Origin of the sequence: Holdemania sp. Marseille-P2844, from assembly GCF_900120005.1 — a bacterium.
GTDB lineage: Bacteria > Bacillota_I > Bacilli_A > Erysipelotrichales > Erysipelotrichaceae > Holdemania.
In genome coordinates this window covers 329,178-348,479 of sequence record NZ_LT635454.1, presented here as the reverse complement: position 1 = coordinate 348,479, position 19,302 = coordinate 329,178, and the positions used below count along the sequence as shown (strand labels likewise).

The following is a 19,302-nucleotide window of genomic DNA, read 5'->3' as shown; positions in this document are numbered from 1 at the left end:
ACAAAACTGTTAGATTCCATGGTTTGGAAATCACAAAAAAGTCCTGATTACAGGACTTTCAATCCCGGTTTCCCGGGAAATTTGATTTCAAATGGTGCACCGAACGGGATTATATATCTGCATAAAAGCGTCAAAATTACGGCTTAGTTAAGCTCTTATATAATATTGATCAGAAATTTTGAACGATTTTTTGAACGATTTTGGCAAAATAAAAAATCCCCCACCCTCCGGCATTGGAGAGTGGGGTATTTGCTATTTAAGTGGTAGCTGTTTGACTTTTTCCAGCGCTGTTTTAACGGTGCCGTTGCCACCCAGCGCCTTATAAGGCTTGTTGAGCTCCTCCAGCTCATCAAGATCATCTGTGGTTACATGGCCACGCTGGATAATATAGGTACACTTTTGTATGAGCCGATCATGGAGCACTGCCTGAACACCAAACTTCATATTTTGATTATCGGCCAATACTTTTTTAAAGTTTTTTTGGATCGTTTTGTATAGCATCGCAAGGATGCCGACAATACAAGTCCAGCCAAACTCCATGATGTGCGTAGAGATAAACTCAAACATTGATCTTACTCCTTATCAGGCTTGTCCTGCTTAGCAAAATAAAAGGTGACAATCATCGTCACCAATGGAACAAACTGCTCTGCAGATACCATCTTGGCAAAAAATCCGGCAACCATTGCGGCCACCATGATGATGGAGATGATCGACTTTAAATCGACCAGCTTGGAAATACGCTTTTTGATGTCTTCCATGTTCTATTCCTCCTCTAGTCCTTCAAGACTTCAATTTCATAAGCAATAGCACAATCATGTTCAATCCGGCAACCCCGGGCATCCTGCCAGCCTGGCGCAAAATAGGCGCAGTCTGCGTCCGCAAGCATCCAGAGCGACTTTGCCAGGTACTGCAACGGTTTAGCTCCGGGGCCAAAGTCGTCGAAGTAGGTGTCCAGGACCTCATGATCTCCGATAGATGTCTGGATTTCTTCGATAATTCGGTTTCGTTCCATGAGGATTTCGTTTTCTGTTTTTCCTCTCATCGGCTGACTGATAAATACTTTTTTCATGATAATTAGTTCTCCTTTTCATCCATTTGCGAATAGTCTAAATCAATCTGACTGTACCCGATGATCTTGTCAGATTTTCCCACCGGCGTATAGGACACAAATGCCCATTGATATCCATCTTGCTGCCGGCCGGCCAGCATGTCCAGGATGTCGATCTGCTCGCCCTGTGGCACCGTATACAAGATCTTGTCGCCCATGACCGCATTGCGAATCCGCAGCGGCCCCTTGTCGGTGATCAGCACCATACCATCACCGCCAGTATCCGGCTGATGATTTGGCTTTGTGTCTGGCTCTGGATCCGGCGCCGGCGATGCCTTTTTGCGGCGATAAATAATAATGTCGTTTTTAACTGCGCGGGTGGTATTTGTTTTGATCGACCCGCAGTAAGACAGGTACCGACTACCGCCGCCATCCAGGCAGACCGCTGCGGTTAATCCCAGGTGATCCGCCAGTGCTGGCAACTGGCTACCGGTTAACCCAGACTTGCCGCTTACGCCTGGCACAGATACCATCACATACTGGCCGTTGGCAGCCTGACCGACGATTGTGCGTCCGGACTTGTTGGAATAGATGTAATCCCTCTGAGAGTTAAACTCTGATCCCGCAGTCCATCGTTGACCATTGAGCTTAATGCCGAAGGCTGCGGTTACAGCGCCGCGTAGCTGACCAGCTGCAGCTAAAGCCTTGATCTCCACTTGGGTGCCGATAATCATCTCCCCAGAGTGGTAAAACCCGATGGCCGCGCAGCTGTCAAACCGAGTATCCCAAAGCTGTGTGGCATTGCCCATCAGTACCTCGATACCACTGGCCATCCAGTTACCGTCACTCGGCTCTTTATAAAAAATCCCGCCATTAGTGTGACCACAGGACTGCCATCCGGCCGCCTCCAACTCTGGATCGTCAATGCTCTGCGATCGCTGTACAGCATTGGGGCCAAACGGCTTGCCTACGACTGTACCCTTATACTCATAATCAGGATCCAAACCCATGCGAGCGATCTGGATTGTTAGGCCATTGTAAACCTCTGTCTTGTAGCTGTCTTTAATGCCCATTCCCTCATCCTCCTCGTACATTAAAAAAGGACACCTGAGCCAGTGTGTCCATGTCCCGCGGTACATCGCCGCAGTTTTATCTCTAAATTGTGACTTGACGACGCAGCCGCCGACGGATCCCCAGCGTTTAGCCGTCGCCTCAATAACCTGGCCACCGCCGATGTAGATCCCGATATGACCCCGCTGCCAGACCAGCAGTCCCGGAGATTCCGGGATTGTGCTGATCGGGCCCTTGTCGGTCGCCCGGGCGTATATCTGATCAGCGTTGATATCCGGCGCCGTCTTACCGTAGTAGCTGGTATTGCCCGGGCCGTAATCGTGCCACAAAAAACACTTGATCAGGCCGACGCAATCAAACAACCGGCGGCCGGATGAATCGTAGCGGCCGATCCCGCCGAGCTGGTAAAACGTTTGGCGGTTGAGCTGCTGCTCTGCCCATCGGCAGAGGTCAGCAGCAGATGTGTAGTCGTACATAGGCATCACTCCTTTTTACGTTAGACGATCACTGTACCTTTCGTAATCGTAAAGCTTAATTTTGATCCAGACTTATACTTCCACCATGTTCCAGAAGCAATCTTTATTTTTATAAATTCTTCTGATGTAGTAAGTTTTCGAGTTGTAGTACCACTGGAATTCCCCCAACGATCACTGACCGTAAAGGTATCAATCAAGTCCTCTGTACCGTCTTCTTTTATACCGTACAAGTTAGTCGCGAAATTGTAATTACCAGGATCATTTTCATCCTGTGACCAATATACATAAGATATTGATACCTCGCTAGGAACAAAAGGCACAAACGACGGTGTAGATGTAGCACTCATAGTCCAAACAATGCCTGTAGCTGTGTAAGCCGCTGACGTGATTTGAGTTACATCACGTTTTCTTTTTCCGCCAGATTTCCCCGTATCTACAAGCATACTAAGCACCTACCTTTTCCAGCCAATCAATGACACCACCGCCCTGATAATGAGCATCCGGCGCATATCCTACGCCCTGACCATAAAAATGAAGGCGTACACCAACACATTCTTTTAATTGCGTTCTGTTCTGTTGACCTCCGCCGCTGTATCTTGAGTAACTCTTCGGTCCAGTACAAGCTTCTACTGTACCATCTTCGTAGATAAACGCCATTTCCGTAATTCCGGCCCAGTTATTACAATAGGTATAGCATTCCAATACAACTAACGGTTTTGGAAATTTGATATACCAAGGGTATTCCGCTGGATTAGCGATAGAACTTGCATTATTGAAATTGACATTCTGCCCCATGTTAAAATAAGAATCCGGAAGATTGGTCTCCCAGCCTGGCTGATCTTTATATCTGGCAAAAAAGTCTTTCGCATAGTTTCCTCGAAAACGTTGATATTTTTCAATTCCATCAGATATACTTATGCCCTTATTCACGATGTCAAAAAGCATGGTTTTCACCCCGCTTTTGACTGTTTTTAATTTTCTTGAAAAGTGTGAAAATCGGCTTAACAAAAGGGTTTTTAGAGCATTTAAGCGCCCCCCCCCCGATTTTTTCGAGCCACAATGTACATTTAGCTGATAAGCTAAATCCGCTGCCGCCGCCCGACTGTGAGAAGGAACAACTTCCAATATTTTTCATTTGTTCAAAGCTGGCAAAGGTTAGTGTGCAGATATCCGACTCGGTTGAGCCAGCGCACGATCCCGGATCAATATCCTCTAAGTAGAGAATTGTTTTTGTTATGTTATTTAGACTGAATCTTGCATATCTTGCGGTGTAATAATTGCCACGCCCCGAACAGCTAATGTGAATAATTAGAGGAATATACTTATTTTTATCCCAAGAAAATGTTTGGAAACCTCCGCTAAACAATGTACCGCTTTTTAATTCGTACCCCGGAAAAGGATTCTTACCTTTTCCGCCTCCCAAAATATCAGTAAGCACTTATACGCCCCTCCTATCTATTGAAAGTGTAGCGATCGTGATGCTCTCCTCAGGCAGTGCAATCGCATACAGCCGCAAGATCCCGTTAAGGCTCCGACCTTTTGCAATACACCCCTCCTCGTCGGTTGCCGGCGACAGCACCACATGACAAAAATCTGTTTCGAGCAGCCCCGCCACCGCGATATCCACATGGTACGCATATTGCGGATAATCCGTAGAGTCAACAAACTGTGATGCGGGCACCGTGATATTTTCAAGCGGTGTCAGATCATGATTGTTGATCTTACGCAGCCACGGATTGACCGTAGCGGCATTAAACGGTGTACCCGGTACATAGTCATCCCCCGGGCTAAACTCCAGCGTGACGACCTCTGTAGTGCCGTCTGCGTGGGTTATTTTGTATTGATTGAGTTTTGATCCGGTTGTATCTTTGATTTCACTTAACGCCATCATCCAACCTCCTTCCACACGATATTATCGATAATAATGTCGCTTGCCGGCACAGCGTTGGCGTACAGTCTCAGCTTGCCGGCCAAGGTGTTACCCTGCTCAATGACCCCGAGTGCCTTGGATGCTGCCGACAGGTTAACATTAGCCCAACACGTTGCCGTCATACCACTTACCGTGTAGTCTGCACAGTAGGGGTACTGAGTCTTGTTGTCATCTGTATTTGCCACAAACGATGCGACTGCTATCGTTACATTGCGGACGACATTTTCCGGCCTAAGCTTGTCCACTTTTACAACATAGGTAGCCGGCATTAACCCATTGGCGCTTGCTGTTGCTAAACTATAAGTTGTGTCCGTAAACTTAGCGTTTGCTGGAACAGCTGTCTGTACTGTCAATCCATTTACTTTGGCAGCGTTATCGACTATGCCATCACCATTGGTATCATATACGGATTTAAGCATATCGCCATTACCGGCACTCGCTGCTAAGTCATCGACATACTTTTTGGTTGCAGCCATGAGATCAGCTGTTGGAGCGCCTTTTAGAGTGAGGTTGCCAGTCATCGTACCTCCAGCTAAGGGCAGATAACTATGGCTGTGACTCGCTGCTGCCGCTCCAATGCTGGCTGATGTAACGTTTACCTCTTTGGCATCGGATCCATCATAAGTAGCCGCAGCAGTGCCGTTTAACTTTAAAGTCAATGCAGTAGGATTTTTGAGCGATACCGGGAAGTCTGTAATGTCAGCCTTAACGTGCTTGTGTACTGCGGCCGCTTTACTGCTTACCGTGTCCCACGTATCCAGCATAGCCTGTGTGATCTTATCAATCACCGCTTTGTTGCTGTGAGTGTGCTTTGCGTTAACCGCACCATTCCAACTTTCTCGCTCAGCGGCCTTAATGTGGATCACTTGATCCTCAACATGATTATCAAAAGCAGTCTTGTTGGTGCGGATGATCTCCAGCAGATCAGATTGCATCTGATTCCGGGCTGTGTCCTGATCAACAAATTTTTGGTCCGTCTCACGCGCAAAGTCGTCCACCGCCTGGAAGTTGTCATCAAAGTGCCGTGTGTTGACCGATGACTTGCGATGGTTTAAATAAAGGAGCAGCTTAAGCCGCTCCGTAAAATCATATAAGTTTGCCACTTAATCCCTCCTCTCCGCAGGTAGAAATAATGGCTCGTTAGCAAAATACTGGCCAGCCAGCGGCTGACTGATGATTGCGATCAGATCAGCGAGGTACTGATCCATAAACTCAAACGCCCGCTCAAATTGATTAGCGATTGTGTAATCAAAAAAATCCCCGAAGTCAGGGATGGTGTAGGCGTCACGCATGGTGCGGGCCAGCTGCTCGATGTTGCACCGGATCCGATCCATCTGACCGATCGTCGGCAAGCTGGTCAGATCCCAGTCCGTCCGGATATCCAGCTGCAGGTTAACACCGAGCAGCGCAGCGATCCGATCCCGCAGGAGCTGGCAGTTATGCTCAACACGCATCAGATCGTCGACATTATACCGATCTGTCGCCCGGAAGGTTTTAAGCTCCAATCAAACCACCCCCTTAACGGTTGCGGTCAGACCGCTGCCAAGGTCATACTCTATGCTGCTGATCTGCGCTTTAACAATGGTCCCGTAAGTGGTCTCCACCTCTAAATACTCTGAGGCCTCCGTGGTTGCTACCGCCCACCATTTAAAGCTGATGTCCAGCCTCTTTTGCATCTGCTCCAAATACCATCTGGCGGCCGCCCTGGCCTGCTGAGCACTGCCGATCAGCTCATTACAGCTGTCCAGTACCAGCGTCTGTGCCTGCGGGTCAATCTCGATCTGTGGCAACGTTGCGCTGGCCGTAGCGCTTGATACCTTGCGCACCCTACCATTGACTATCAGCTCGTAAATCATCCCAGGATCGCCATGGAAAAGGCTGACGTCAGCGTAGTGCTTAATTGTGCAGCCCTCCGGCAGATCACAGGTCAGATCATAGACCGGTGCATCCGAGTAAGTAATCTTGGCGTTGCCGTCCTCATCGGTGATCACCTCGCCGCTAAACAGCTCCTGCAGTTCGGCGGCTGGATCCGCAGATCCGTAATTAAAGTAATTGACAGACACCTTGGTGTAGCTGCCAATATCTTTGGAGTCGATATCTCCCAGCCGGGTGTTGCGATCTGCCTTAAGTACATACGGCAGCGCAATGATCGTCTGTGGCAGTGGCACCAGGCCGGCCATCAACATGCCTGCATGTGGCCAGCCGGTATAAACTGTGTCCTCCGCGATGATCTGATTGCTGATCAGCTCCTCAGTGGCCTGGTAAAAATAAATCTTACCGTTGCGGCCCTCTTTAACGATGGCGCCGACCGCGATGGCCACCACCTTTAACGCGTCCTTTTTGTTTTGCGTTGGGATGTAGCCGGTCAGCTTAATCCCGCCGACATTGGGATGGACGTAGTGATCATAACCGATCAAGATATCCGCGACGATATCGGCAACCGCGGCATCCTGCCAAAACGGCGAGTAATAATCCTCGTCGTCCAGCAGCATGTTTAAGATCCCAAACGCCTTACAGGTCAGCTTGGCAGACTTGCTGGATGGCGGATCCAGATAATACTTGCCCATGTTGACCCGCTCGAAGATCCCAGTCTTGCGGTTTTTGACACCGGCCTGCACCCGCACCTCCTGCCCTTTTTTGAAATAGCGCAGCAGATCCGACGGGTTAAGTAGATCATATTTGCGCTCATAGTTCTCGAGGTTAAACGACAGCTCGTTGGGATAGAGCGTATTGCTTAACAGTGATACCTGCTCCTTAACCTTTGCTCCCTGCGTCTGCTCTCCCGTCAGCGCATAAGTCAGCCCAAAATCAATTTCATACAGCTTGACATAGGTCTGCGGGTTTTGTGTCTGGATCATCTCGACCTCAATACGATCGTAGCCATCAACGCTCTGGCCATACTCCTGCTTGGCCGGAGCCTCGCCGTAATTCAACGACCCGACAGTCATCGTGTTAAATTGATCCACGGTAATGTTGGCGCTGTTAAACGACTCAACGGTCCATGCCGGATAAAGCAGCTTGTGCTCTGCAAGCAGCTTCTCCCCGCGATACCAGCGGCAGATTGATTCCACTGGCTTGCTATACTCATCGTAATAGCAAGTGATCCCCGCGGAGCTGTGCCGCTTGTCAAACTTCACCGTGATGATCTGCGGTTGGATAAACTCGCAGTTGTCATCGGACAACTCCGACCACCAGCCAACCTTTTCCCGGGCGTAATTGTCTGGAAGAAGCGTCATGGATCCGTCAAGTAAAAACTGATCGTACTCACAGGTCGCAAAGCGTTTAGGAATATCCCGATCCCCGTCGTACACCTCATTGAGATGCGCAAGACGCTGCTGGCTTGCGGTCACGGCGGCGATATCGCCCTTGGCGGTGTTGTCAAATACATCAATGTCAATCTCGGATTCGGTGTCACGAAATTTGTAAACAGAATTTTCATAAAAGGTCTGCGTTGTTTTTGCCATGCTGCCGCCTACCTTTCAGTGAAGGATGTTGATGTATCCTTCCAGATGGATCCACTGATCGGATCATAATGATACATCCCAGATTTAATATCGCCGCGATAGCACTCAATCGTTGGCGTTGTTCCGTCCGGATCCGGATATTTCAAATAACAATAAGGAGGCAATGATTTCAAAAAACGGATCATTGCCTCATTTGCTTTTCTGTTTTGCTTTTTTGGATTCCAGCTCAGAGTTAATTTTACTTTTGACCCAATTCTTTCTCTCATCATTAAGCCAAAATCATTTCGCCCGGATCCCCGATCTAGGTCAGAGAACTGCCAGTCAAATTTACAAGGGATTGGTAATTCTCGTGGTGTTGGATCATCGTCTGTCCAAATATAGATCATTGCCTATCCCTCCTATCTTTCCAAGGCAAATACCGGATTTCCCCGCCTGCGATCATTGTCCTTGTTGATCCTGTTGATTCGATCGGCCAATGATTCCCCATCAATGATAACGGTGTCGTCCTTTTCATAAATCATGAGCAGGATATCGTATAGACGATTCAAAGCGTTCAGCGTTTCCGCGCTGCCGAAGCCCATTAAGTTCTGCAGCTTAGACAGTGGTGCGATAACCTCTGGATCCGACGATGCCCCTGGATTGTCACCGACAATCGCCGTAGTAGGACCGTAGGCCAAACCACCGTTGGCCAGTTTCGGCATCTCAATCCGCGGTAACGACACACGCTCTATACGAGCGATATTAAAGCCAAAAGTGGTCATTCCGGTTAAGGCCGTAACCCACCCAGGCACATCAATGTGGATCTTATTAATTTGATCAATACACCAGTTAATCGCGTCGATGATAAAATTCACAGCTGTTTCTATGATGTCGATAATCGTGTTCCAGATCGTTGCAAACACAGTTTTACAGCCACCCCAGACGGTTTCCCAGCTTTTTGCAAAGGTACCAGTCAAGAAAGTAACCAGCTTATTAAACATTGTCTGCGCGGTTGTCAGAACGGTTTGGATGATTGTACCCAATAGTTGAATAGCAACAATGAGCACATCCGCAATAAAAGCAGCAATCGGCTGCAGTGTGTCAACCCAAATTGTCTGCAAGATTGCCATCATCTCATTGATCGCTGGCAGCATAGCCACCCAGATATCATACAATCCTTGGAAGCAAACCGATAAAACACCCACAATAAATTCAGCGATGGGCTGCAGTATATTGACCCATAAAGCGGATAATACACCACTCAACTCTAAAACGACAGCACAAACGGCTTGAGCGATGATATTGACCAACGGCATGATCACATTGTCGATCAAATCCAAGATAAAATTCCCGATCGGTACCAACACGCCTTGCCACAACTGATTCAACACTGACATCAGGCCCTCCACAACAGCCATCACATTGTTGCGGAATTCGTCTGAGGTGTTCCAGAGGTAAATCACCGCCGCTACCACAGCTCCGATGACCGCCGCTACAATCAGCCCTGTTGTACTGAATCCCAAGAAGGCAGCTTTTAAAGCTCCGATGATCCCTTCGCTTGACGCCAGGCTCATAAACGCCTTTAACCAGTCAAATGCTTTTTTAAGCGGCATCACAATCTTTCCAATCGCTGCTGCAATTGCAGGCCATTTCAAGGCAATTAAAAAGGCGGCAACGCCACCCATAATCGCAAGAATTTTAGCCTTATTCTCATCAAGGAAGTCCAGCACCCCCTTGATGATGTTTCTGATCTTCTCGGCCGCTTTCTCAATTCCGGATGTATCAGGCTCTTCATCCAGCCCGAGATCTCCGAAATCTATTGCGAATCCATCGCCGCCAAGCCCGGACATATCAGCACCCTCAGCTCCAGATTGCGGTTGATTGATGTTATTGATTTCATCGAAGCCGGCCAAAGTTTTCTGATTCTTTTTAGCCTGAGCATCTGATTTTTTTAGCGAGTTAGTGTACCCGTTTTGGGCGGATTCCGCTTTGCTCGCTGATGCAGCCGCGCCTGCTACTGGATCCGCTTTACCACCGCCAAATAAGCCGCGGAAGACAGACTGCAGCACCTGCGCAAACCACAACAACTTGGAAACGATCATATTGATAAACTGAATAACCGGCGTCAGCACCTGAACCAAACCGTTTCCGATGATCCCCAGCATCTGCTTCCAGCGCTCTTGCAAGATGCGGATCTGGTTTGCCCAGCTGCCGCTGGTCTTGGAAAAGTCACCCTGAGCCAGACTAAGCTGCTCAGTGACGTACATATACCGCAGCGTTGTCTGTTCTGCCTGATCCATGTCGGCAATCGTCTTCTGGATCCCTTTGCTATAAGCAAACTGCTGCAGATTCGTTTGCGTCATGACAACGCCGAATTGCTTCAGGCTTTCTGTCTCACCTGTCCAGATGGATTTCAGCGCTGTGTCCGCTACCGACTGGCTGACATTGTAAAACGAAGCGACATCGCCAGTTAATCCCGCAACACTGATCGCCATCTTCGCCGCTTTGTCCCCGGCGATTCCCATGCCCTTTGACATGGCCATGTAGGTGGACGCTGTCCGCTTCGCCGTCAGCTCCGACATGCCGAACTGATCGATCGCTTTCTTTGAGAAATTCTCAACCATATAAGCCATGTCACCAAACGCCGTATCGACGACGTTTTGCACCTCCTGCAGATCACTGGCCATCTCGATTGCGGCTGATCCTACTTTCTTAAGAGAGGTGACAACGGCGGTAATTCCTACCAAACCCATGACCTTTTTCATCATTCCGCCGAAGGAATTTCCGATCTTCCCGGTTTCTTTTTTTACTGCGGCTGAGGTTGATGTGAGCTGCTGCTTTACTTTAGCAAGCTCGTTGCGCAGATCCTGAGTCTGCGCTTCAATGATGACCTGCAGCTTTTCAAGAGTGATTCCGTTCATGCTTGGTCATCACCTCCATATTTGCGATTATGCCTGAGCACGAAATCATTGAATTTCGCTTGATACAAAGCCATTTCGTCTTTTTGACGCTGAATTTCATACGCCTCACGCTCTTTTTCAAAAAGCTTCGGGTAAAAATCCCAAATTTGCCGACGCTGAGGCTTGCTGTTTTTATCGCTCCAAATTGTGACCATGCCTTCAAAAATCTGTTCTGCTTGGACAGACAGCATCGTGATCTGCAGCTTAAGCTCCTCTGTTTGTTTTTCCTGCCGGGCATCGATCATGTCAATGATCTCTTGGACCGTTGACGCCCAGAAACAATCGGGGGTGATTCCAAATTTCAGCGCCTGAACATAAAGCTCATTCAGATAGTCAGTAACAGTTAGATATTCTCGCGAACCTCCGCCATCTGGCTGTCCATGACTTCCGTCTGAGCTTCCGAGAAAAAACCGGACACCTGATAAACCGGCAGTACAATATCTGACAGAAACGCTACCTGAGAACCGCCCTCATCCAAATACTGATCAAACAAACTCTGAACCTCTTTATAGGTAACGCCATGATTGAATTTTTTCATCGCCCCATGGATGATCGTCAGCATGACTGACAAAGCCGGCATACTGCCGCTGCTTTCCAGCAGGGTCAACAAATTGCATTTAAACTTTGTTTCTAGTTCTGCGATCGTGGCTGTGTCCAGTTTAAGCCTGTAGTCGGTTTCTCCAACAGTCCAGACCGCAAAGGGCTTTCTTTTTGTTTCATTCATTATTTTTCATCTCCTATTCCGTCGGATCCACAACTGTGATCTTACTCTGCAGCGCCATCGACGCTGTAAATTCAATCGCGGCATTCACGCCACCGCCTCCAACTTTGACGTTGACCTGCGCATCAAACTGATACTTAGTTCCGTCCGGCATCGTCTGCTGGAAAGGATAAACCTTCTTACTATCTGCAGCAGTCCGCAGTTTTCGATAAGAGGAATTAGCCGTATTCACATACTTGAACTTATACTCCATATCCCCGGCATCACCGATTCCCATTTCGTACTGCTTTACATCAGCAGCTAAATCGGTGTTATCCACTTTTTCAGGGTCTGATCCAAGTTCTGGCACTTCCTTCAATCCAGTCAAATCAGTAAAATCTGCGGCTTCCGCTGTTTCTTTGTAGCCTAACTTAATTCCATTGGCAAGCATTCACTTCGCCCCTTTCTATTTCTGATAAACAATCAGGGTATCGTGATCCACAACACCCTCAAAACGCATCATTTTGTGCTTTAAATAAGACTGCTCCGGTACATCCACGCTGGATGATCGATTCAGTCCTAATCCGGCAAATACCGCATTGACCTGCAGGGCTGCCGCCGTTGTGCTGACTTTATCCCATATATCCACTTTATAGCGAATATACGACATGCGCTCTGTGTCGTCGGTAATCTCCTGCGGGATATTTTCTTCTTCTAAAAACTGAATGCAGGGAAACTTCTTCCAATCATCCGGATATGTATCCGTTATGTTCTCTGAGATCTTCTTTAATTCCTCGAAGATAATCTTTTTGACATCAATCATTCGCTGCCTCCTTGATCGCTTTTTTGAGATCCTTCGCTATGTTTTTATTGATCTGATCCTCGTTGTCTTTAAGTGCAGGATACATAAAAGGACGGGCTGGCATACCCTTGGTATAATAACCAATGACCTTACCGTCCTTTTTAGCAATCCCCAGACCATAATCCTCTGCGTCTTTTTCAGACATAGCGCTGGCCGGGATCATCCAGCCTGTTTGCGAGTAGTGTGGATTCAGCTCTGGTGAGATTCCCTCGTGATTTTCTTCACCCCGAGGACCCGTACCAAACTCGACATAAGCGCCATATTCAGAACTCACAGACACAACTGACCGGACACCAGTTTCTGTCTTGGTTGTACGACTGTGAATCCTCCTGCGCAGATCCCCCGTTTTAAACGGCACCCGTAAACGGGCATCATCCCGAACAAAACCTGCAGCCTTTTTCATGGATTTTAACAGGACGTCCTGGGCGTTTTCAGACACGGCATCCAACTGATCCAACAGCTTTTTCAAACCAACAAGATCACTCATCGCTTTTTGAGCACAAAAAGCTGATGGCTAGCGTATCGCTGCTGTGATATCACCTGGTAGTCAGGATCCTGATCTGCAGCAACAAAAACACAAATTCCATCCGTTTCTTTGATCTCCTGTTCGCCTTGATACAGCATGTTCAACATATACTGCAGCTCCTGACCATAGACCTGCGCCTGCAGCTGTCCGCCAGCAGGCCAGATTTCAGCATCAATTTCAACAGGACTTCCCCAGGTCGAGTAAGTATTGCCTTCCTCGTTTTGAGCCGTGACGTGCCGTTTAAGGCTATACGTCTTGATTCGGCACTGCCTCAAACGCATGACCGCCCACCCTCGCTAATCTATAGGTTTCAATCGCTGTCTGGATTGCCTTCGGCATTTCCTCAAAACTAACGCTGATGCCGCCCTCGCTGCGGCTGGATTCGCCTTCCGTTCCCAGTCGGTTGATCATCACAACCGCCAGATCCCGACGTGCAGCTTCTAACGGAGGGATCAGCTTCGTGCGGTTGGTCAGGCTCAAGATCGTCTGTTCTGCAGCTTCCAAGACAATCGCAATCAGATCAGCATTTTTACAGCCGGTTAGAGCAGTGATTACTTCTGCAGGGGTTTTCATGCGCCTTGCTTTTCTCTGATCAGCGCGAGGATCTCAGCCTTGGTCAGGGATTCCGGGATTTCCAGCTGCAGCTCAGCTGCCCAGGCTTTCAGCTCTTCAAGATTCATCTGCGAAGGTGACTTCTTCTTTTCCTGCTTGGCAGGTTCTGTACTTTCCAGTGCATTGTTCAGCATCAGCACCTGCGTCAGCTTTTCCTTATCCTCGGAAACTAGGTATTCATCCGGTCTGTTTTTACAATATTTTGCTACATCGGCATTGGTACACTCATGCAGCAGCTTGGTTTTTAAGTTGTAGATAAAAGCCATAGTAACTCTCCTCTCTCTGCTTACGCTTTATTGCAAGTTAAGACGGCGATGCACTTGCTCTGCAGCACCTTCGCGCCATAAGTATGCAGACCCTTAACGGCATCCGAAAAGCGCTTCTCTGGGCGGTAGGCTTCCGTGTTCAAGATCTGTTCCGCATAAGAGCCCGCTTCTGTGGTACCCGCAATAACCTTGTACTTCGTTCCTTCGGTGTGCGGCACGTTGTTCGATACATAAACCGTGAAACCAGCAGCCTTACCAACCTCGCCGCCTTCCAGGATTGCCTGGTTGTAGTCCGTGCCATTGCCGACAAAGCGGTCATCCTTCAGCAGCAGGCCGTGGTAAAAGGCTGGAATGACAACCCAGCGCCCCATTTTGGCGACGTTGGCTTCTGTCAGCTTCGTGTTCAGATCGACCAGGTAATCATAAGCATCGGCTTTGGTCGGTACGATCGGCGCTTCGTTGGTTCCGATCGCGTTGTCAGCATGAACATTGATCGCCAGCAGGTTCGCCGCAAAAGCGTCAACAACATCGTTCATCGCATAGGCTGCACGCTGCATCGCTTTATCCATCAACTTCGGATTGGTTTGTGCATTATCGACATCATCCACCGCAAAGTTAAAATACTTCGCCTGGTCGATCTTCAGCTCCTGCTGTTCACCGGTGATATCTTCCGGCGCATCAATATCTGTACCTTTGGTGTAGTCCTTAATCGACACGTCACCGACCTGGTTAATCTTAACGGTGTCGCCGAAGTTTTTGATTTCACCTTCATAATCGCGATTGAGCAGGTTTAAATAAACATGGCTTTTGTCCAGATGGTTCAGCAAACGAGCGCTCCAAATGGTAGGGATAAAATTCTGAATAGACATAATTGTTCACTCCTCCTATTTTTTCATGGACGCAACAACAGCGTCCCAATTGGCATTGATCTGTTCCGGTGTCATATTCCGTAACTGATCATCAGTATAAGTTGTTGTGTTGGATGGGGCTTTCTTCGGTGGCACTCCACCTTTCAGCTTCTCGTTAACTGCAGCTTCTACCGCAGCGTTGTAGGATTTTTCAAAGGCTTCCAGGTTCTTTTTTGTTTCATCCGCGTCTTTGCCAACGACAAAGCTCGCAAGTGCGGCATCAATTCCTTTTCCTGTCAGTTCTTTTGCGGCTTCAACAATCAGCTTTTCATGTTCAAACTTAGATCGTTCAGCTGCAAACTTTTCCTGATCTTTTTTGAATTGATACCGTTCCCGTTCTTCTTTGGTCATCTTGGCCAGCTTCTCAGCTTCACTCAGATTTTCATTCTGTTCCGCTTCCCAGCGTGCTCTGGCATTCGCCAGGGCGGTACTGGTCGCTGATCCGATCCGGCTGTCCAGAACCGACTTAAATGAAGGATGGTTCAAGACTTCCTCCGGCTTAAACGCCTTCAAAACATCGTCAAGGCTTCCTGTAGTTCCCCCAGCGCCTTGACTTCCTTCTGTGCCAGCTGATCCTTCAGTACCTCCGGCATTACCGCCGTCCCCCTCCGCAAACAGCTGGATGTTGAGTGGTAGTCGCTTCAAAAATAAATTCATATGCATCGTCCTTTCCGTCCCGCCGAGTCTATGCCAAGGCAGTCCTATTTATTGCATTACCCCGCCCAGTTCGTGCCCGGGCAGTGTGCAGCCATAATAAAAAGACAGTTTTATGCCATGTCCAGGGCATGAAAAAAGCAGGCTTGCATTTAACCCGCTTTAATCTTTCATTTGCATTTTTAATTTGTGGTATATAGGCTTGATCTTTTTCAAAAACTCCTCGTCATTCAATATCTCTTCATCATCATAATTTGAATCTTTGTAGGGTGAATAGAACGCACACAATTCAGGCATATCGTCGAGTGTTTTCTGTATTGAATCATCCTTGAGATCAAGCATCAAATTAGGAAAGTCATAAGAAAAAGCCAAGCAAGAGATTCTTCCTGCAAACAATTCTTCAAATAGATTAAGTAGAGCTTTAACTGTTTTCATAACTTTTTCCATCCTTCCTTTACTGTAGATCGAGTGACTATGCTGACAACTTCTTTCTTTCAGTGTTATGTATCGCGCAAATATTCATCACCTAAAATATCCCAAGCGGGAATCTTATATTTAATTGCCAGCTCAATCAGTTCAACATACAGATCATAATCTAAAAAATTAGGATCAAATTGAAAATTTCCATCAGGAAACATACCAAACAAATCACAATGCTCATGTGATATTTTATCAAGATATTTTGTTTTTTTTCCATTCCATTCACCCATTAAGTAATCAATCCCTTCAAAGTTTCAAGCGCTTCCTTTGCAAATTGGGGAAAAATATCTTTTAACATTTGGATAACTTCTTCATCATTCTCATATCCAATTCTTCCGAATTGAGCCCAGGCTTCCATGCTTAAACGATCTTCACTTAATTTCCAGTAATCTTTGCTGTGACCGTAGCCAAATTTTACATTTCCTTTTGTTAAGCCCGACAGAATATCTGATATTCCTCTATATCTTTCACCCATTGTTTTGCTGTTTTCAAACGCATCCGGATACTTAGCATAAAGATATTCTTTCAAACCCATTTTACTCTGATCCGCACACCGTTTCAATACATCAAAGTCTTTTCTAAGTGCTGAATTAAAATTGAATATCTGTGTTACCGCTCTATCACGATCGATAACATGAAATAATTCATGCGCAATCGATCCTGGAACAACATTTTTTGCTAAGTCAACAACGTTGAGTACACTGATATTTCTACTTTTTTCAGTTCCAACACGATAGTCTACTTGTGAATAATAGTTTGTTAAAATTTTTCTCACATAGGGATCTGCCCTTTTCAGCTGAGCTTCAAAAGGTTTACGAATGTTTTCAGGAACTTCAGAATATGAAATGACTTCTTTTCCCGATATGACCTGTGAAATACTACTCTTGACTTTTCTTTTAAACTTTGTAAGAACATCATCATCTTCGCTTAATTGTGAATAGTTCTCTTTCCAATCAGTGTATGTCATATCTGCCGGAACAGTAATTCGTTCTCCAGTGACTGGATCCTTTGCTGCTCGAATCCGATGCTCATAGCCTTCAATTTCTTCTTCCATCCACGACCGACAGTGTGGATGAAGCGGTGGTACGTTCTTTCCAGGTACTGATTTTTCAATCGGCACCCGATCTCCATCATGTTCTTGACAAATCTTAGACGTCTTCAAATCTAAGGTTGCTCTGAAAATTCTGACTTTCGTTCCGCGGTCAATCGCTGCCGCTTTGTCCGATTCTTCGATTAAATAGGCCGTTTCCGTCCTGATCAGACGCTCTGCAGCATACTGACCATAGCTAGTCAGTTCTGTCAGCTCCGCTGCCATGCGTTTGTAGCTTTTGCCTGACATCAAGCCTGCGGTCAGTGTTTGCTGCAGCTTCTCCGCAAGAACATCGGTATTGTCCCAGACGCTTTTTGAGTAATGCTTCCCGCTCCAGTTGTTTTTCAGGATTTCCTCAACGTGTTCCGGTGACATTGACGCAAATTCATAGGCGTATCCTGTCCCCTGCTGGAAGTCGAAGACATTGTGCAAATAATTGTCTTCAACTGTTTTTCTATACAGCTCGGTAGACTTCTGCAGCTCTACATCAGCGACTTGCTTAGTCTTGATGTAGATGTCTTGTTTCAACGCTTCCAGCCGGTCAATTCTCGCACCATAAGCGGAAGCCTCCAGCTTCGCCCGCAGCTGCTTTTTTATGGCTGGATCCTTGATTGAACTGATCTGCAGCTTAATCTTATTCCATTCATTCTCACTGATTCTCTGGTTTAAGATATCTTTCGCCTCCGCGGAGGACAGATCGTTCTTGCCTGCATAGCGGTAAAAGATTTTTTCAATATCGCTGTTAATATCATCAATTGCCTGTTGATAGGCTGCTGTGATCTCTTTGATCGTCTTGTCGCTGTTCTTGTGAGCTCTGTGGATGCGTTTCTCGGCACGTTCTTGCCAGTAGTCAGGATTACTCATTCAGCTCTTTTTCGTACTTCTGTGGCTCTGTCTGATCGTCAGGATCGCCTTCTGCATAGTTTCCAAAAGCCTGCTGTTGCTGTTTCAGCTTTTCCTGACTTTCCTTCTTTACTGCTTCCACTTCTGCGTCCGGATCCTCAACAAAGTCCAGCTGACTGATCAAAGTTTTCTGGCTCACCGCACCAGACAGATTCGCAATCATCTGTGACAGCTCCAGCATATTTTTTGGTAGCCCGCGCTTAAACTCGGGTATGATCGCCGCCGGATTCAGTGCGATATTTTTCAAGCCGAGATAATTACAGATCAAGCGCATCCGCTGCTTTAGCCCTTTGGTGTAATATCGCTCTTTGGTCTTGGTAATCATCTCCAGACCAAGCAGCTTATACTCCATGGCCACGCCAGAACTGTTGCCGACAAAGTTCTCATCAGTCAGGCATGGCACATGAGAAAAAGTGTAAATGTCATCCTTGATCGCCTTTTTTAGCACCTCGACCGAGGATTCATCAAAGGTTCGTGTGATGTATTCCGCGCTGGCGCCTGAGGGCAGCTCCAGTATACCCAGATCTTTGATCTGCTTTGCAGCCTCGCCTGTTTCCTTTTCATCATCGCCCAGCAGCGCTCCGATAAGGACTAGGATTGCTTCTAAAAATTGTTCCTTGTCATTGACGCGATCTGACATCAGCGTGTTGTACGCGTCGATCAGGCTGATCTGCTGCTCATAATCACCGATTCCATCTTTGTTGTTCCGATACTCAACGATCGGTACGTCATTAAACCGATGCGGTTCTGGATTGCCCTGAGCAGTTTGAGCGGCAGCAGAATCATTGATAATGTCGATCGTGTGGATAAAACGCTTTGTAGCCACGACCGCTTTGTAAATTTCCTGCTTTGTCGCTGCGTCCACGATCCAATAGTAGTAAACGCCAAACAGTACATTTTCTTCAATCGTATCGTCATAGACCAAAAATGTGTGCTGCGGCTCAAGATTTTTGATTAAAGGACGCGCCTCATCCTGTGCAGCATAGATGTATTCATACGCTACACCTGTCCGGGACATATCAAGGGCATTGTCGTGATCGGTTTCATCCACGTCCGCCATATCGAAGTAGTCGGTAAGCCGGTCAATATCCATTGCCTTATCACTGGTGCTGTAAGTGATCGGTGCCGCTAAAAAGTAACTGGTGGCCGTATCGGCGATATCCTTTGCGTGGTTGCATACTAATCGATTGTTGCTTGCGGCTTCATTTTTCTTTTTTCGCCGAAGGATGGCGTGACTTCCGTCGTAATAATCCAGATTCCGATGGATCCGCACGCCTTCCGTACTTCGATGCGCATTGATCAGCTGCAGGATTCTGGACTTATCCAAATTCTGCTCATCGAATGCACCGATATATTTCATTTTCCTCATGCTC

The 19,302-nt window shown here is 47.2% G+C and carries 27 protein-coding genes; all 27 read right to left on the bottom strand.

The window, feature by feature from the left end; translation table 11 throughout:
- Window positions 1-252: 252 nt before the first annotated feature.
- Window positions 253-567, bottom strand: coding sequence for a hypothetical protein (locus BQ7364_RS16500; RefSeq protein ID WP_072685774.1), 315 nt, complete (start codon window positions 565-567; stop codon window positions 253-255).
- Between the two features lie 5 nt (window positions 568-572).
- The gene (locus BQ7364_RS16495) at window positions 573-758 is read right to left on the bottom strand and encodes a hypothetical protein (protein ID WP_072685772.1); all 186 of its coding nucleotides are present in this window, start codon (window positions 756-758) and stop codon (window positions 573-575) included.
- 14 nt (window positions 759-772) lie between these two features.
- On the bottom strand, window positions 773-1,069 hold the full coding sequence (locus BQ7364_RS16490) for a DUF4406 domain-containing protein (RefSeq protein WP_072685771.1): 297 nt from the start codon (window positions 1,067-1,069) through the stop codon (window positions 773-775).
- A 5-nt stretch (window positions 1,070-1,074) separates the two neighbouring features.
- Window positions 1,075-2,595, bottom strand: coding sequence for a phosphodiester glycosidase family protein (locus BQ7364_RS16485; protein WP_072685769.1), 1,521 nt, complete (start codon window positions 2,593-2,595; stop codon window positions 1,075-1,077).
- Window positions 2,596-2,615: 20 nt separating this feature from the next.
- Complete coding sequence (locus BQ7364_RS16480; RefSeq protein WP_072685768.1) at window positions 2,616-3,038, bottom strand: hypothetical protein; 423 nt, start codon at window positions 3,036-3,038, stop codon at window positions 2,616-2,618.
- Window position 3,039: 1 nt separating this feature from the next.
- On the bottom strand, window positions 3,040-3,540 hold the full coding sequence (locus tag BQ7364_RS16475) for a hypothetical protein (RefSeq protein ID WP_072685766.1): 501 nt from the start codon (window positions 3,538-3,540) through the stop codon (window positions 3,040-3,042).
- On the bottom strand, window positions 3,530-4,033 hold the full coding sequence (locus tag BQ7364_RS16470) for a hypothetical protein (protein ID WP_072685765.1): 504 nt from the start codon (window positions 4,031-4,033) through the stop codon (window positions 3,530-3,532). The genes BQ7364_RS16475 and BQ7364_RS16470 overlap by 11 nt, the downstream gene beginning before the upstream one ends.
- Entirely contained in the window at window positions 4,034-4,483 is a 450-nt protein-coding gene (locus BQ7364_RS16465; RefSeq protein WP_072685763.1) for a hypothetical protein, read from the bottom strand.
- Window positions 4,483-5,628, bottom strand: a complete 1,146-nt coding sequence (locus BQ7364_RS18230; RefSeq protein ID WP_072685762.1) for a hypothetical protein — start codon at window positions 5,626-5,628, stop codon at window positions 4,483-4,485. The genes BQ7364_RS16465 and BQ7364_RS18230 overlap by 1 nt, the downstream gene beginning before the upstream one ends.
- Entirely contained in the window at window positions 5,629-6,030 is a 402-nt protein-coding gene (locus BQ7364_RS16455; protein WP_072685760.1) for a hypothetical protein, read from the bottom strand.
- On the bottom strand, window positions 6,031-7,989 hold the full coding sequence (locus tag BQ7364_RS16450; protein ID WP_072685758.1) for a hypothetical protein: 1,959 nt from the start codon (window positions 7,987-7,989) through the stop codon (window positions 6,031-6,033).
- An 8-nt stretch (window positions 7,990-7,997) separates the two neighbouring features.
- A complete protein-coding gene (locus BQ7364_RS16445; protein WP_072685756.1) occupies window positions 7,998-8,375 on the bottom strand; it encodes a hypothetical protein in 378 nt (125 codons plus the stop codon).
- 12 nt (window positions 8,376-8,387) lie between these two features.
- The gene (locus tag BQ7364_RS16440; protein ID WP_072685755.1) at window positions 8,388-10,889 is read right to left on the bottom strand and encodes a phage tail protein; all 2,502 of its coding nucleotides are present in this window, start codon (window positions 10,887-10,889) and stop codon (window positions 8,388-8,390) included.
- On the bottom strand, window positions 10,886-11,173 hold the full coding sequence (locus tag BQ7364_RS16435; RefSeq protein ID WP_072685753.1) for a hypothetical protein: 288 nt from the start codon (window positions 11,171-11,173) through the stop codon (window positions 10,886-10,888). Before BQ7364_RS16435 ends, BQ7364_RS16440 begins: the two co-directional genes overlap by 4 nt.
- Window positions 11,174-11,271: 98 nt before the next feature.
- Window positions 11,272-11,652 carry a DUF6096 family protein gene (locus BQ7364_RS16430; protein ID WP_072685752.1) on the bottom strand — a complete coding sequence of 127 codons (381 nt, stop codon included), beginning with the start codon at window positions 11,650-11,652 and terminating at the stop codon, window positions 11,272-11,274.
- Window positions 11,653-11,665: 13 nt separating this feature from the next.
- The gene (locus BQ7364_RS16425; protein WP_072685750.1) at window positions 11,666-12,079 is read right to left on the bottom strand and encodes a phage tail tube protein; all 414 of its coding nucleotides are present in this window, start codon (window positions 12,077-12,079) and stop codon (window positions 11,666-11,668) included.
- Between the two features lie 15 nt (window positions 12,080-12,094).
- Complete coding sequence (locus tag BQ7364_RS16420) at window positions 12,095-12,451, bottom strand: RNA-binding protein (RefSeq protein ID WP_072685749.1); 357 nt, start codon at window positions 12,449-12,451, stop codon at window positions 12,095-12,097.
- Window positions 12,444-12,977, bottom strand: a complete 534-nt coding sequence (locus tag BQ7364_RS16415; protein ID WP_072685747.1) for an HK97-gp10 family putative phage morphogenesis protein — start codon at window positions 12,975-12,977, stop codon at window positions 12,444-12,446. The genes BQ7364_RS16420 and BQ7364_RS16415 overlap by 8 nt, the downstream gene beginning before the upstream one ends.
- The gene (locus BQ7364_RS16410) at window positions 12,974-13,297 is read right to left on the bottom strand and encodes a hypothetical protein (protein WP_072685746.1); all 324 of its coding nucleotides are present in this window, start codon (window positions 13,295-13,297) and stop codon (window positions 12,974-12,976) included. The genes BQ7364_RS16415 and BQ7364_RS16410 overlap by 4 nt, the downstream gene beginning before the upstream one ends.
- Window positions 13,263-13,589: a phage head-tail connector protein gene (locus BQ7364_RS16405; RefSeq protein ID WP_072685745.1), complete on the bottom strand. Its 327-nt coding sequence runs from the start codon at window positions 13,587-13,589 to the stop codon at window positions 13,263-13,265. The genes BQ7364_RS16410 and BQ7364_RS16405 overlap by 35 nt, the downstream gene beginning before the upstream one ends.
- Window positions 13,586-13,894: a hypothetical protein gene (locus tag BQ7364_RS16400; protein WP_072685744.1), complete on the bottom strand. Its 309-nt coding sequence runs from the start codon at window positions 13,892-13,894 to the stop codon at window positions 13,586-13,588. Before BQ7364_RS16400 ends, BQ7364_RS16405 begins: the two co-directional genes overlap by 4 nt.
- A 20-nt stretch (window positions 13,895-13,914) precedes the next feature.
- Window positions 13,915-14,763, bottom strand: coding sequence for a phage major capsid protein (locus BQ7364_RS16395; protein WP_072685743.1), 849 nt, complete (start codon window positions 14,761-14,763; stop codon window positions 13,915-13,917).
- Window positions 14,764-14,778: 15 nt separating this feature from the next.
- Window positions 14,779-15,459 carry a DUF4355 domain-containing protein gene (locus BQ7364_RS16390; RefSeq protein WP_159432835.1) on the bottom strand — a complete coding sequence of 227 codons (681 nt, stop codon included), beginning with the start codon at window positions 15,457-15,459 and terminating at the stop codon, window positions 14,779-14,781.
- A 159-nt stretch (window positions 15,460-15,618) separates the two neighbouring features.
- The gene (locus BQ7364_RS16385; protein WP_139248668.1) at window positions 15,619-15,891 is read right to left on the bottom strand and encodes a hypothetical protein; all 273 of its coding nucleotides are present in this window, start codon (window positions 15,889-15,891) and stop codon (window positions 15,619-15,621) included.
- 65 nt (window positions 15,892-15,956) lie between these two features.
- Window positions 15,957-16,166 (bottom strand): hypothetical protein, encoded by a 210-nt coding sequence (locus tag BQ7364_RS16380; protein ID WP_072685740.1) that lies wholly within the window; start codon window positions 16,164-16,166, stop codon window positions 15,957-15,959.
- Entirely contained in the window at window positions 16,166-17,890 is a 1,725-nt protein-coding gene (locus BQ7364_RS16375; RefSeq protein WP_072685739.1) for a minor capsid protein, read from the bottom strand. The genes BQ7364_RS16380 and BQ7364_RS16375 overlap by 1 nt, the downstream gene beginning before the upstream one ends.
- On the bottom strand, window positions 17,883-19,298 hold the full coding sequence (locus tag BQ7364_RS16370) for a phage portal protein (protein WP_072685738.1): 1,416 nt from the start codon (window positions 19,296-19,298) through the stop codon (window positions 17,883-17,885). The genes BQ7364_RS16375 and BQ7364_RS16370 overlap by 8 nt, the downstream gene beginning before the upstream one ends.
- Window positions 19,299-19,302: the final 4 nt, after the last annotated feature.